The organism is Aeromonas sp. s10 (assembly GCF_040907975.1).
Classification (GTDB): Bacteria; Pseudomonadota; Gammaproteobacteria; order Enterobacterales; family Aeromonadaceae; genus Aeromonas; species Aeromonas caviae.
In genome coordinates, this window is sequence record NZ_JBFOCV010000036.1 from 81712 (window position 1) to 94521 (window position 12810).

Consider the following 12810-nt stretch of genomic DNA (forward strand, 5'->3'; position numbering starts at 1 on the left):
CCCATGCCCCTATGAAAAAGCCCGGCACGGGCCGGGCTTTTCACTCTGTGGCAAGGATCACAGCAAGCGGCTTTGATAGCTGACTCTGTCGAATCCGTAGATATCGTTGCGCAATTGCTGACGTCCCTCTTCATCAATCCAGCTGCTCCAGTAGACGGTAAACACCGGGATAGGGTTGCTCAGGGGCAGCCACTTGGTCTGGGTCTCTTTCAGGATGCTGGCCACCTTGTCCGGCTGATAGCGGGAGTCCGCCAGCAGCAGCTCTGCCAGATCGTCGGCATGTTCCACCCGGATGCAACCCGAGCTGAAGGCACGGGCCCCCTGCTCGAACAGCGCCTTGCGCGGGGTGGAGTGGAGATAGATGGCATCGTTGTTGGGCAGATAGAACTTGTAGCGACCCAGGGCATTGTGATCCCCCGGCTTTTGCCGCAACCGGTAAGGGAAACCCGAGGCCAGCGCATGGTGCCAGCCATCTTCGCTGAACTGCACCGGATTGCCCTCGCCGTCGATCACCTCGAACTGTTCGCGATCCAGGTAGGCAGGATCGCGCCCGAGCTTGGGCAGAATGTCCTTGCTCAGGATGGAGCGCGGCACGTGCCAGGCCGGGTTCAGCACGATGGAGCGGATCTCGCTGGCGAGGATGGGGGTGGCCCGCTGCTCCTTGCCGACGATGACCCGACTGGTGAAGACCTCGCTGCCCGACTCCACCACGCTCAGGCGGTAGTCCGGAATGTTGACCAGCACATAGCGACCGGCAAGGTGATCCACCAGATCACGGCGCCACAGGTTGCGAACCAGCAGGCTGGCGCGCACCTCGGGGCCGGTATTGAGCCAGCTGCGGGTCTGACGGCCGATGATGCCGTCGGCGGTCAGGCCGTGGCGGCGCTGGAACTGCTTGATGGCCTGTTCGGTCTCGGGATCGTAGAGGCTGTCCTGGTGAGTCGGGGCACTGTCCCCCAGTTCGTTCAGGATGGAGCGGATCTGGCCGAGCTCGGTCGAGCTCTCCCCGGCCCGCAGGGTCGGCATGGAGAGGGTGGGCCAGTGCTTGGCCATGGGCATGGCCAGCAGCTTGCGCACTTCTTCGCGCACGGCGTCGTATTCCGCCACCTGTGGCCTGAGTTGCCTGACCTGCTCCAGCAGATTGTCTCCCTGGGGGGCATGGGCCAGGGGGCGGTTCAGATCCAGCTTGAGGGTCTGCATCTGTTCGCGCGCGACCAGATCCATCCCTCGCCAGGCCTGCTGGAACCGGGCCAGCTTGCCAAAGGCCTCATCATAGAGGGCACCGCGCCGATCCGCCGGGGTCTTTTGCAACTGCTGCCAGAGGCGGTAGAAATCCGGATGCAGCTGGGCCAACACCGCTTCCTGCAACTGCTGTTCAAGCTCATGACGAGCCTGCTCGGCCACCTCGTTCTGATACCAGTCATGCTGGATGCTGGGACTGGCCACTACCGCCTGTTCCGTGCTGGCATGAACCATGCTGGCCGGCCAGCAGCCCAGCCAGATGAGATTCGCCAATGCCAACCAATACTTCTTACCCATGCTTCTTACCACGCTTGCCTCAAATCGGTTCATTTCGGCCTGTCAGGCGCGACGGTCAGGACCCCATGATGCGTGAATGCCGACGACTTTGCTAGCGGACGGAGGTGTAACGACGCCAGATGAGTTCCTGCTCCCCGCTGTCACCGACGGCCACTATCGCCTCGTTGAACCGCGCTACGAATTCCCCGGACAAGGTCTTCTTGCTCAACATGAAAAAGGTGGGCGTCTCATGGATCGCCATGGTGTGGGGGACGACCGCATCCGACAGCCCCTCTCTTTTCAGACCCCAGGGCGTGGCCAGACTATCCCCGAGAAAACCGTCTATCCGCCCAAGCAGCAGCTTGCGATAGTTTTGCACATCGTTGACCTCGCTCACCTGGTTGCGGTATCGCTGCAGAACCTTGGTGATTTCCGGGCCGTAATAGTAGTCCCTGGTCACACCGAGGCGATGCCCGTGGGCCAGCCAGCTTGCCAGATCCGACTCCTCACCGGTACCGGATTTGCGTACCCAGAGCGATGTCCGGCCCGGGTTGTAGGGGATGGAGAACCAGGCATAACGCGCCCTCTCATCGGCAAAATACGCCTCCATCACGATGTCCAGCCGACCCCGCTCAAGATCGTGCAACCCCCGCTTCCAGGGACGCTCCACATAGACCAGACGACAACCCAGCCGAATCGACACGGCATTGAGGTAGTCGACCGCAAATCCACGCAGTTCCCGACGTGCGCCCTCTTGTTGGTAATAGTGGTATGGGGGCCAGTCATCGAAACCGACGCGAAGGGGGGAGGAGCAGAACGATTGCGCCCACAACGGTTGGAGGGGCAGACAGCAGAGCACAGAGAGAGAGAAGAGTCTCATGGGTCATCCTTGACGACGGGACAGGCCATCTTAATTCTGCCTGGGTGAAATGGCGACAGATCCTGCCACAACAAAGCACAATATCAGCCGTTTGCCTGATGCGCCCCAGGTGGCGGCAGACAGGTTGGCGCCGAAAAAGCCACAATCAAGAAGAGGAAGCAAACGACCCCAAAGCCCCTTGGTAAGCAGGGTGATTGAGGGTTAATATGTGAGCAAATATATTTTTGTGATCCACTATGCTTTTTTTGCAATTGGATTAGCATATGCGCGAAATCTGCCTATCAATCTGTCGGGCGTCGAGTGAGTAATATGACCTACAAAAAGTTCGGTTTTCTGGCTGCCATCCTGGCACTGAGCGGTTTCTACCTTTATACCCTCTATCTGGCCGCTCACCCCAACGTGAGCCTGGCTTACAAGCTCTATTACCTGGAAGGCAAGACCCGTTTCTGGGAGCACAACTCCAGCATGACCTACCAGCCCGGCAACGAACTCAACCTGACCAAGCCGAGCCGCTTCCTCTCAAGCGAAGGCTGGGCCAAGAAGCCCAGCGAGCAAGGCACCGAGCTGAGCGGTCAGGGCGGTCTCTATTTCGTGCTGCCCAAGCAGCAGGCCCAGCCGGAGCAGCTCACCATCCAGGCCAGGATCAACAGCCCCCAGGCTGGCGCCCTGCTCAAGGTGGCGCTGGGTCATGATTTCACCACCACGGTCAAGCTGGCCAAGGCGGGCATCAACGAGATCCGCCTCAGCCTGCCGGGCGACTCCCTGACCGCCGATCCCAAGCGTCCCAACTTCCTGGCGCTCTCCGCCCCGACACCGCTCAACGTCCAGTCCGTGCGACTGACCGTGGCTCAGTGAAGCGGAATGCCCCAAGTATCTGTTCCTTAAAATAATTCTTTCAATAAGGAAGTTCCCATGTCCCGTGCCGATTTTCGACTCTCTCTGGTCGTTCCCGTTTACAACGAGGAAGAGAGCATAGACGCCTTCATCAGCGCGATAGATACCGAACTGGCCCCACTCAAAGACCAGCTTGAAATCGTGTTCGTCAACGATGGCAGCCGTGACCGCACCCGTGAGGTGGTCGAGCAGGCCATCACCCGGGATCCCCGTGTGACCCTGGTCAACCTGGCCCGCAACTTCGGCAAGGAAGCGGCCATGACCGCCGGCCTGCACCAGGCCAAGGGCGACGCCATCGTCCCCATGGACGTGGACCTGCAGGATCCCCCCTCTCTCATTCTGGAGTTCGTCAAGCTGTGGCAGACCGGCGACTATGACACCGTCTACGGCATCCGGGTGGATCGCAGCGCCGATACCCCGATGAAACGCCTCACCGCAGGTGGCTTCTACCGCTTCTTCAACGCCCTCTCCACCAGCACCAAGCTGCCGGAGAACGCCGGTGACTTCCGCCTCATCGATCGCAAGGTGGTCGAGGCCATCAAGCAGTTGCCGGAGCGCAACCGCTTCATGAAGGGGCTGTTCGCCTGGGCCGGTTTTCGCGCCGTCGGCGTTCCCTACGAGCGCCCGGCCCGCCACGCCGGCGAAACCAAGTTCAACTACTGGAAGCTGTGGAACTTCGCCCTTGACGGCCTGATGAGCTTCTCCAGCTGGCCGCTGCGGGTGTGGAGCTACATCGGGGTCGGTGTCTCCTTCATCGCCTTCCTCTATATCCTCAAGATCATCACCCAGGTGCTCTTCTTCGGCATCGACGTGCCCGGTTACGCCTCCCTGATGTCGGTCATGCTGTTCCTCGGCGGCATCCAGCTGCTGTCGCTGGGCATCATCGGCGAGTACATCGGCCGCATGTTCGTCGAGGTGAAACAGCGCCCCGTCTACCTCATCGAAGGGGTCTACGGCCAGTACGCCAAGCAGGATGAAGAGCAGAAGCAGGAAGTGCCCACCGCCAGCAAGAAGAGCGCTGGCAAGAAGGCCGCCGCGAAGGCCGCTGATGATCAGCAGGAGCAGGCGTCTCAATGATCTCCCGCGAGGAATTCTGGCGGCTGGTTCGCTTCGGTTTTGTCGGCGGGGGGGCCACCCTCGTCGATCTGGGCACCTCCATCGCCCTGTTTCATACCTGGCCGGCCATCTCCGAGCACCTGGTCACGACCCTGGCCTTTGCCGTGGCGTTCTGGTTCTCGTTCTTCGGCCATCGCTACATCACCTTCCAGAAACAAGGTGCCGCCAGCAAGTTCCTGCTGGTTGCCCTCTTCTCTCTGGCGGTGCGTAATCTCATCCTGAGCGGTTTGCTGTTTGCCGGTCTCTCCGGCCTGTTGCCGGTGGTGATCGCTACCCTGACCGTCACCGTGCTCACCTACGTTCTCTCCCGTATCTGGGTTTTTGCCTGATGAATGATATGACCAATACCGCCCCGTCAACCGGGGCTGCACTCCCCTATCGCCCGTCACTGCGCATCAGCGGCCGCGACTGGCTGATGATCGTCGCCGCCTTCGTACTGAGCCGGGTGGCGCTCTATGGCATGGGCTATTTCGGCGTCCAGCTCTATGGCGCCACCGACATCGGGCCGCTGCAAGCCTACTGCCAGTTCGACTGCGTCTGGTTCCAGCGCATCATCGAGAATGGTTACGACCTCTATCCACGCTGGTTGAGCAAGGGCAATGCGGCGAACTGGGCCTTCATGCCCCTCTATCCCATGCTGGCCGGCGGTCTCTCCAGCCTGTTTGACATGGAGAGCCTCATCGGCCTGATGCTGGTGGCCAACATCGCCTTCTTCATCAGCCTGCCCCTGATGCTGCTGGTGCTGCGCCAGCTCAAGCTGGGGGACGACACCGCCCGCTTCGGGGTCTGGCTGCTGGCCTTCTCCCCCTTCTCCGCCTATTTCGTCTCTGGCTATACCGAGCCCATGTTCATGGCCTTGATGCTGGGAATGTTCCTGTTCGCCTACCGCGAACAGTGGCTCATGGTCGCCTTCCTCGGCATTTTCATCTCCGCCACCCGCAACCTGGGGGTGATGATGGTGTTCCCGGTGCTGATCCTGGCCCTGCAGGCCTACGGCTGGCGCGAGTTCTTCCGCTTCACCGAGCGGGCCTTCAAGGTGGTGTTCACCCTCTGGCTCATTCCCCTCGGCCTCTTCTCCTACATGGTCTATCTCTATCACCTCACCGGGGATGCCCTTGCCTTCAAGCACATCCAGGTGGCCTGGGGCCGCTATATGGACAGCCCCCTGGACTGGTGGCTGAGCGGCTTCGAGCTGGGGGGGCGCAAGGCCTATCTCTCCATCATGGTGATCTTCGGCTGGTGCCTGAATGGCTACCTGTTCAGCCAGAAACGCTGGGCCGAAGCGACCCTGATGTTCATCTGCTGCACCATCCCCCTGATGACCGGACTCAACGCCATGCCCCGCTACATGTTCGGCCTCTATCCGACCCTGCTGGCCATCGTGCTGCTGGCCCATCGCTGGCCTGCCATCCGCCCTGCGGTGCTCTGCATCAGCGGCATGGTTGCCTCCTTCATCGCGGTGGCCTTCGTCAACTTCAAGTTCTTCACCGTGTGACGCCACCCCGAATGCCTACAAGCCGGTCAACTGACCGGCTTTTTTCATGGCCGCGACACCCGGTTCACACTTTTCCATTCTTGAAAACGTAACCATTTGAACTGACGTCACAAATCGGTATTTTACCGGTCCAAGCCTGCCCCAGCGCGCCCTAGAATGAGTGCCTCAACGGATCCTGCTCCTCACACTCTGCTCAAGGAATGGCTTATGCGTCTCTCTTCGCGCCCCGCTCTTCGCCCATCACCCCTGTGGCTGGCCGTGCTCGCCACACCGCTGTTCATCAGTCAGGCGATGGCCGCCCCCGAGGTCTATCTCCATGTGGATGGCAAACCGGTGGCCGAGGCGCTGACGCTGGACAAGGGCACCGTCACTCTGACCCACAGACTGGACAAGGGGAGCCACCAGATCCGCATCAGCGATGCGGGCAACAGCTGCGGCACCAGCTTCGGGCCAACCGAGGCCAGGCCCCTTCCCTTCGGCACCGCCCAGCCCATGGACAAGTGCAGCAAGGGGACAGACTTCAATCTGAGGGTGATGCTGGCGGGGGACTACGAGTTCACCTTCAACCCCGATACCCCCAGCCTCAAGGTGTTGCGGGCAACCAAAAAGAGCGAGTTCAAACGCCAGCCTCCGGAAGAGCCCTGCATCAGCTGGGATGGCGGCCCGGTCACGACATCACTCAAGGGCGTCTGGCCCGACGGCACCCGGTTGCGGGATGCCTACTCGGGACAGGAAGCCGTGGTCAAGGGCGGCAAGATCACCCTGACACCGAGCAAGGAGAGCGGCGGCCTGCTGCTGCTCGAGCCGGTCAAGGCCGCCAAGCCTGCTCCCTTCAGCTGGGATCAGGCGAGCGTCTATTTTCTGCTGACCGACCGCTTCCACAACGGCGATCCCGCCAATGATCACAGCTTCGGTCGTCAGAAGGATGGTCAGGACGAAGTGGCCACCTGGCATGGCGGTGACTTCAAGGGGCTGACCGAGAAGCTCGACTACATCAAGCAACTCGGCATCAACGCCATCTGGATCACCCCCATGGTGGAACAGGTCCACGGCTTCATCGGCGGTGGCGAACAGGGGAACTTCCCCTTCTACGCCTACCACGGCTACTGGGCGCTCGACTTCACCAAAATCGACCCCAACTACGGCGACGAAGAAAGCCTGAAAACCCTGGTGGACGAGGCCCACAAGCGCGGCATGCGGATCATCCTCGACGTGGTGATGAACCACGCAGGCTACGCCACCCTCGCCGACTTGCAGGATCTGGGGCTCACCGATCTCACCCAGAACACCGGCAAGCTGCCGAGTCGCTGGAACGAATGGCGCCCGAGCGGCGGCCTCAACTGGCATGGCTACAACCAGTTCATCGACTACCAGTCATCCCACTGGGACAAGTGGTGGGGCCCTGACTGGGTGCGGGCCGGCCTGCCCGGCTACCCGCAACCCGGCACCGACGACGTCACCGGCTCGGTGGCGGGACTGCCGGACTTCCTGACCGAATCCACCAGATCGGTGGGGCTGCCACCGCTGCTCGCTGCCAAAAAAGACACCAGGGCCAAGGCCCTGCCCAACGCCACCGTGAGCGATTACCTCATTGCCTGGCACACCGACTGGGTGCGCCGATTCGGCATCGACGGCTTCCGTGCCGACACCGTCAAGCACCTGGAGCCCGCGGTCTGGGCCAGGCTCAAGCAGGCGGGCACCGACGCGCTCAAGGAGTGGAAGGCCGCCAACCCGGGCAAGGCCCTCGATGACCTTCCCTTCTACATGGTGGGCGAGGTGTGGGATCACGGGGTCGCCAAGGACTTCTGGTACCAGCACGGCTTCGATTCCCTGATCAACTTCGACTACCAGCGTGAATTCGCCCTGCCCCAGGCCCAGTGCATGGCGGGGGCAGAGCCCACCTATGCGAGCTACGCCAGCCGCATCAACCAGGATCCCGAGTTCAACGTGCTGAGCTACATCAGCTCCCACGACACCAAGCTCTTCTTCGGCGACTACCAGGACGTGGCGCTGCAACGGCGGGTGGCCAACAGCTTCATGCTGCTGCCGGGGGGCATCCAGATCTACTATGGCGACGAGTCCGGCCGGGGACTGGCCAAGGATGGCGGCGTGTTCGATCAGAGCGTGCGCTCGGACATGAACTGGCAGGAGCTGGCGAGTGGCGAGAAGGCGGAGCTGGTCAAGCACTGGCAACGGCTCGGCCAGTTCCGTGCCGCCCACCCTGCCATCGCGGCGGGCAGCCACAAGAAGATTTCCGATGCCCCCTACGGCTTCGTGCGGGAGAAAGGAGAAGACAAAGTGGTCGTGGTCTTCGCAGGTCGGCAGAAATAGCGACCTGGCCTGAATAAAAAGGGGAGCCGATGGCTCCCCTTTTTTGTCTTGCCGACGCCCGCATCAATCAGACTGGCGGGCCGCCTTTGGCCACTGCAACCTCGCCCTGAGCAGGGTTTCCTGCCACAGGGGCCAGGCCAGCAAGGCCTGCTGATAGGCGCCAGCCTGACCGGGCAGCGAAATGCCATAGCTTGCCAGCCGATAGGCCATCACCGCATAGAAGGCATCCAGAATGCTCGCCTCGTCGAAATAGAAGCGCCCCCGCGCCTGGGACCAGAGGGTCTGCAACCGGGCCAGCTCGTCGATGACCTCCACCGGCGGTTCACTCTGGGTGGGCGCCCCCAGGAAGAAAGGCAGCAGGGTGCGGATCTGGCGAAAACCGGCGTGCAGCTCGGCGCACAGGCTGCGGGCCAGGGCCCGTTCGGCCTTGTCCACCGGATAAAGGTGACGCTCCGGGCAGCACTCGTGGAGATATTCGGCGATGGCCAGAGAGTCGTGAATACGCAGCTCACCGTCGTCGAGCCAGGGCACCAGGCCGGCGGGGGCCGTGCGCTTGAGCCGTTGCAGCTCCTTGGCATCTTCCAGATCGAAGACCTGCTCCTGCCACTTGAGCCCGCTCATGGCCAGCACCAGCGCCGTTCTCATTGCCCAGGTGGAGCCCGTGCCCACCGTCAAAACCAGGGATCCCATCGATTGCCTCCTGCATGGGTTGTTTACTGGCCATCCCGCCGGCCCCGTGGCACGACATCCGATGACCACCTCACATTTGCGTACTGGCGGGTTTGACCCACTTGGGTAGCAGTGCTAGTTTGATTTTTCAAAACAATCAGTTAGCAACAATGTGAGCTATGGACAGCCAATTTACCATCGTCATCGCAGATGACCACCCCCTGTTTCGGGGCGCCCTCTATCAAGCGGTGCACATGGCCATCGACGACGCCAGATTGCTGGAGGCTGACTCCATCGACAGCCTGAGCCACCTGCTCGATGAACATCCCGACGTCGACCTGCTGCTGCTGGATCTCAAGATGCCGGGGGCCAACGGCTTCGAGGGGCTGGCCTATCTGCGCGGACATCACCCGGATCTCCCCATCGTCGTGGTCTCGGCCTCCGAGGATCCCGCCATCATCCAGCAGGTGCTGCGCCTGGGCGCGCTCGGCTTCATTCCCAAGTCCGTCCCCATGAAAGAGCTGGTCAGCGCCCTCAATACGGTGATCGGGGGGGACAACTGGGTGCCGGAAGGCATCTCCCTCCATCCCGAGCCCAGCGAAGGGCCCGATTTCGCCACCAAGCTGGCCAGCCTCACCCCCCAGCAATACAAGGTGCTCATCATGTTGCGGGATGGCAGCCTCAACAAACAGATCGCCTGGGAGCTCAACGTCTCCGAGGCGACCATCAAGGCCCATATCACCGCGATTTTCCGCAAACTAGGGGTCAAGAACCGCACCCAGGCAGTCATCGCCCTCCAGCAGATGGATATCAAGGACAGTTGAGCCCCTTGCCATCATCAGAGCCCATATCACTCCGCCTTCCGCAAACTCGGGGTCAAGAACCGCACCCAGGCGGTCATCGCCCTGCAGCAAATGGGCATCAAGGACGACTGAGCTCGTCCCCGGCTGGCTCGTAACAAGCCAGCCACACCCGCCTCCCAGAAGACTCTCTGGCCCCCCGCGGCAGCCGGAAACGGCCTCCCTGCACCATTTGCGGCTCGACAATTAGCACGGTCGTACTTTATGCTGCCAACCCAGAGAGAGGAGAGCCGGATGAGCAAGGGACGTCTGACCCGCGACACCATTTTGCAGACTGCATTCGAGCAGGCGAGCCAGCAGGGGCTTGAGAGCCTCACCATAGGCTCCCTCGCAACGGCCTGCGAGATGTCAAAAAGCGGTCTGTTCGCCCACTTCCAGTCCCGCGACAACCTCCAAATTGCCGTGCTCACCCATTCCGCCGAGGTATTTCGGGAGCGGGTGATCCAGCCGGTGCGCCAACAGGGGTACGCCACCCAGCAGGAGAAACTGCTCGCCCTGTTGCAGGCCTGGCTGGCCTGGAACCAGAGTTTTGCCGGCCGCTGCATGTTCCTCGATGCCTGGACCTCCGCCCAGGAGGGTGAGGTCCAGCAGGCGGCACGCGAGCTGGTCCGTTTCTGGCTCGACTACCTGGCACGCCAGGTAGTGCAGGGGCAGGCCAGCGGGGAGTGGCGCAGCGATCTCGACCCCTGGCGCGCCGTCTATCGCCTCTATGGCCTCTATCTCGGGGATCAGGTGTTCCATGCCCTGGCGCTCAGCGAGGATCCGGCCCGCCACTTCTGGCCCGAGGTGGAACAATTGCTGACCAGCTGGCGCTGACCCGACGGGCTCTTCTTTTTAAAAACTCGCAAAAAAGCACGATCGTTCGCACACAAAAGACACAGGATGACCATGAGCAGCAAGATCTACTTCAACACACGCCGCTTCAGCCCGAGCAAGTTGCTGCTGGGCCTCGGCACCCGCCTGCATCACGTGCTCGCGCCCACCCACGCCAAGCGCACCGCCAGCAAGCTGCTGCTCACCCCGCAGCGGGCGACCCGGGGCGTCGCAGCCCCGGCTGGCCTGGTCGAGCAGGCCATCCACACCAGTGAAGGGACCCTGATGAGCTACCGGCTCGGGCAGGGGCCGGTCTGGCTGTTGATGCACGGCTGGTCAGGCAGTGCCAGCCAGTTCTATCCGTTGATGAGCCACATCGCCGCCCAGGGCTATACGGCGCTCGCCTACGATCACCCCGCCCACGGCCGGAGCGAAGGGAACAGGGGTCACCTGCCCCGCTTCGTGCGCGCTTTCGACGAGATCCTCGAGCGGGTCGGCCCCGTCCAGGGCGTCATCACCCACAGCATGGGGGGCGCCGTCACCCTCAGCAGCCGTCACCCAGCAATCGATGCGCTGCCACTGCTGCTCATCTCCCCGGTGCTCGACTACGTGCCCCAGCTCTACGGCATGGTGGCGCGCTCCGGCTACTCCATCCGGCTGTTCGATGCGGTGGTCAAGGAGATAGAACACGAATACCAGCACCCGCTCAGCACGGTTGACCCCCTTGGCCGGCTCGCCCGGCGCAGCGGCGCCGCCCTCATCGTTCACGATGAGGAAGACCGCTTCGCCCCCCACCGGGACTCCCTGCGCGCGGCCCAGGATGGCCGCACCCGGCTGGTGAGCACCCGGGGGCTCGGCCATGGCCGTATTCTGGCAAGCCCTCCAGCCTTCGCCGCCTTCGATCAACTGAGCCAGACGCCCTTGGCAAACTGAAAATGAAACGGGCCGCAAAAATTGAGCGTGCGGCCCATTTTTATCCGGTATACAACGTCTTATAGTTGAATTGCGCGGTGGCAACCCGCCCTGGCGATCACGATAAGGCGCACCCTCATGGCCAGACCCAATACTGCTCTTCTGCTGACTGGTGGTGGTGCCCGCGCCGCCTATCAGGTCGGCGTACTCAAGGCGGTGGCCGAACTCTACCCCCGCAACATCGGCATCCCCTTCCCCATTTTGTGCGGCACCTCGGCGGGGGCTCTCAACATCACGGCGCTGGCGTGCTACGCCTCCTGTTTCCATCTGGGGGTGCGCAAGCTGGAGTGGGTCTGGCGACGATTCGAGACCCACCACATCTTCGACTTCCACCCTTGCCAACTGCTGTGGCGCACCCTCTATCAGGGCTCGGCCGGCCTCATCACCCCCCAGAGCAACCGAGCCTTTCACCTGTTTGACAACGCCCCCCTGCGCCGTCTGCTGGATCAGCTCATCGACTATCACCGCATCGATGACAACATCCTCTACGGCAGCCTGGAGGCCATCGCCATCACGGCCTCCGACTACGATGACGGTCTCTCCACCACCTTCTTCCAGGGGCGGGCCGAGCATCAGCCCTGGGAGCGCGCCAGACGACGTGGCCTGCGTACCCTGCTCACTTCGGATCATCTGCTGGCCTCGTCGGCGCTGCCCTTTGTCTTTCCCGCCACCCCCATCGGCGATCGCGTCTACGGGGATGGCTCCATCCACCAGCTGAGCCCGCTCAGCCCCGCCATCCACCTGGGGGCGGAGAGGATCCTGCTGGTGACCCTGGACTCCCCTCACAGGGAGAACCCGACTCCCCGCCAGGGGCACCTGACCAGCTCCAACATCGCGAGCCATCTGCTCAACACCGTTTTCTCCGACACCCTCAATTCGGATCTGGAGCGGCTCGGGCGCATCAACCAGACCCTTTCCCTTATTCCGGCACGGGAGCGCAGTCGACTGAAACTGCGCCAGGTGGAGACCTGCGTGATCCGCCCCAGCCAGGATCTCGACCTCATCGCCCTCGAATACCTCCCACGGTTGCCGACCCAGCTGCGCCGTCTGCTGCGAGTGCTCGGGGTCAACGGCGAAGAGAGCAGCAGCCTGGCCAGCTTCCTGATGTTTGACCCCGGCTATTGCCAGCGGCTCATCAAGCTGGGATACCAGGACGCGCTGGAGCACCGCCAGCGCATCGAGGCCTTCCTCGACCTGCCGGGCAGCGGCAGGCAGGAGCAGTTTCGCGAAGAGGCCTGAGGGGCCTTATCCCATGGCAAGGA

General features: G+C 62.3%; 12 protein-coding genes and 1 pseudogene. 10 read left to right on the forward strand and 3 right to left on the reverse strand.

The window, feature by feature from the left end; all coding sequences use genetic code 11:
- Positions 1 to 57: 57 nt before the first annotated feature.
- Both AB5Y59_RS12270 and AB5Y59_RS12275 read right to left on the reverse strand, forming a co-directional pair.
- Positions 58 to 1539 (reverse strand): murein L,D-transpeptidase, encoded by a 1482-nt coding sequence (locus AB5Y59_RS12270; RefSeq protein WP_045523555.1) that lies wholly within the window; start codon positions 1537 to 1539, stop codon positions 58 to 60.
- A 91-nt stretch (positions 1540 to 1630) separates the two neighbouring features.
- Positions 1631 to 2398: an ABC transporter substrate-binding protein gene (locus tag AB5Y59_RS12275; protein WP_113069834.1), complete on the reverse strand. Its 768-nt coding sequence runs from the start codon at positions 2396 to 2398 to the stop codon at positions 1631 to 1633.
- 309 nt (positions 2399 to 2707) lie between these two features.
- On the opposite strand from AB5Y59_RS12275, the gene AB5Y59_RS12280 reads away from it, so the two are divergent.
- From AB5Y59_RS12280 to AB5Y59_RS12300, 5 genes are all read left to right on the forward strand, one after another.
- The gene (locus AB5Y59_RS12280; protein WP_010673441.1) at positions 2708 to 3253 is read left to right on the forward strand and encodes a hypothetical protein; all 546 of its coding nucleotides are present in this window, start codon (positions 2708 to 2710) and stop codon (positions 3251 to 3253) included.
- 57 nt (positions 3254 to 3310) lie between these two features.
- Positions 3311 to 4369, forward strand: a complete 1059-nt coding sequence (locus AB5Y59_RS12285) for a glycosyltransferase family 2 protein (RefSeq protein WP_113069832.1) — start codon at positions 3311 to 3313, stop codon at positions 4367 to 4369.
- The gene (locus tag AB5Y59_RS12290) at positions 4366 to 4737 is read left to right on the forward strand and encodes a GtrA family protein (protein ID WP_010673439.1); all 372 of its coding nucleotides are present in this window, start codon (positions 4366 to 4368) and stop codon (positions 4735 to 4737) included. Before AB5Y59_RS12285 ends, AB5Y59_RS12290 begins: the two co-directional genes overlap by 4 nt.
- Positions 4737 to 5903 carry a membrane protein gene (locus AB5Y59_RS12295; protein ID WP_029313951.1) on the forward strand — a complete coding sequence of 389 codons (1167 nt, stop codon included), beginning with the start codon at positions 4737 to 4739 and terminating at the stop codon, positions 5901 to 5903. Before AB5Y59_RS12290 ends, AB5Y59_RS12295 begins: the two co-directional genes overlap by 1 nt.
- Before the next feature lie 207 nt (positions 5904 to 6110).
- A complete protein-coding gene (locus tag AB5Y59_RS12300; protein ID WP_319894218.1) occupies positions 6111 to 8234 on the forward strand; it encodes an alpha-amylase in 2124 nt (707 codons plus the stop codon).
- 63 nt (positions 8235 to 8297) lie between these two features.
- Here AB5Y59_RS12300 and AB5Y59_RS12305 read toward each other — a convergent pair whose 3' ends face one another.
- Positions 8298 to 8924, reverse strand: coding sequence for a glutathione S-transferase (locus AB5Y59_RS12305; RefSeq protein WP_139700598.1), 627 nt, complete (start codon positions 8922 to 8924; stop codon positions 8298 to 8300).
- 158 nt (positions 8925 to 9082) lie between these two features.
- Here AB5Y59_RS12305 and AB5Y59_RS12310 point away from each other — a divergent pair, with 158 nt between their 5' ends.
- The 5 genes and pseudogenes from AB5Y59_RS12310 to AB5Y59_RS12330 all read left to right on the forward strand — a co-directional run bounded on the left by AB5Y59_RS12310 (position 9083) and on the right by AB5Y59_RS12330 (position 12787).
- Positions 9083 to 9727: a response regulator transcription factor gene (locus tag AB5Y59_RS12310; protein WP_010673435.1), complete on the forward strand. Its 645-nt coding sequence runs from the start codon at positions 9083 to 9085 to the stop codon at positions 9725 to 9727.
- Positions 9728 to 9757: 30 nt separating this feature from the next.
- Positions 9758 to 9838 (forward strand): annotated as a pseudogene (locus tag AB5Y59_RS12315) (DNA-binding response regulator); the annotation flags it as partial.
- A gap of 159 nt (positions 9839 to 9997) precedes the next feature.
- On the forward strand, positions 9998 to 10579 hold the full coding sequence (locus AB5Y59_RS12320; RefSeq protein ID WP_201888666.1) for a TetR/AcrR family transcriptional regulator: 582 nt from the start codon (positions 9998 to 10000) through the stop codon (positions 10577 to 10579).
- 72 nt (positions 10580 to 10651) lie between these two features.
- Positions 10652 to 11509: an alpha/beta hydrolase gene (locus AB5Y59_RS12325; protein WP_201888667.1), complete on the forward strand. Its 858-nt coding sequence runs from the start codon at positions 10652 to 10654 to the stop codon at positions 11507 to 11509.
- Positions 11510 to 11626: 117 nt separating this feature from the next.
- On the forward strand, positions 11627 to 12787 hold the full coding sequence (locus AB5Y59_RS12330) for a patatin-like phospholipase family protein (RefSeq protein WP_214005280.1): 1161 nt from the start codon (positions 11627 to 11629) through the stop codon (positions 12785 to 12787).
- Positions 12788 to 12810: the final 23 nt, after the last annotated feature.

Bases quoted from the DNA above. Each gene is read 5' to 3' on its own strand.
- AB5Y59_RS12270 (WP_045523555.1), bottom strand. From the start codon at position 1,539: ATGGGTAAGAAGTATTGGTTGGCATTGGCGAATCTCATCTGGCTGGGC.
- AB5Y59_RS12275 (WP_113069834.1), bottom strand. From the start codon at position 2,398: ATGAGACTCTTCTCTCTCTCTGTGCTCTGCTGTCTGCCCCTCCAACCG.
- AB5Y59_RS12280 (WP_010673441.1), top strand. From the start codon at position 2,708: ATGACCTACAAAAAGTTCGGTTTTCTGGCTGCCATCCTGGCACTGAGC.
- AB5Y59_RS12285 (WP_113069832.1), top strand. From the start codon at position 3,311: ATGTCCCGTGCCGATTTTCGACTCTCTCTGGTCGTTCCCGTTTACAAC.
- AB5Y59_RS12290 (WP_010673439.1), top strand. From the start codon at position 4,366: ATGATCTCCCGCGAGGAATTCTGGCGGCTGGTTCGCTTCGGTTTTGTC.
- AB5Y59_RS12295 (WP_029313951.1), top strand. From the start codon at position 4,737: ATGAATGATATGACCAATACCGCCCCGTCAACCGGGGCTGCACTCCCC.
- AB5Y59_RS12300 (WP_319894218.1), top strand. From the start codon at position 6,111: ATGCGTCTCTCTTCGCGCCCCGCTCTTCGCCCATCACCCCTGTGGCTG.
- AB5Y59_RS12305 (WP_139700598.1), bottom strand. From the start codon at position 8,924: ATGGGATCCCTGGTTTTGACGGTGGGCACGGGCTCCACCTGGGCAATG.
- AB5Y59_RS12310 (WP_010673435.1), top strand. From the start codon at position 9,083: ATGGACAGCCAATTTACCATCGTCATCGCAGATGACCACCCCCTGTTT.
- AB5Y59_RS12320 (WP_201888666.1), top strand. From the start codon at position 9,998: ATGAGCAAGGGACGTCTGACCCGCGACACCATTTTGCAGACTGCATTC.
- AB5Y59_RS12325 (WP_201888667.1), top strand. From the start codon at position 10,652: ATGAGCAGCAAGATCTACTTCAACACACGCCGCTTCAGCCCGAGCAAG.
- AB5Y59_RS12330 (WP_214005280.1), top strand. From the start codon at position 11,627: ATGGCCAGACCCAATACTGCTCTTCTGCTGACTGGTGGTGGTGCCCGC.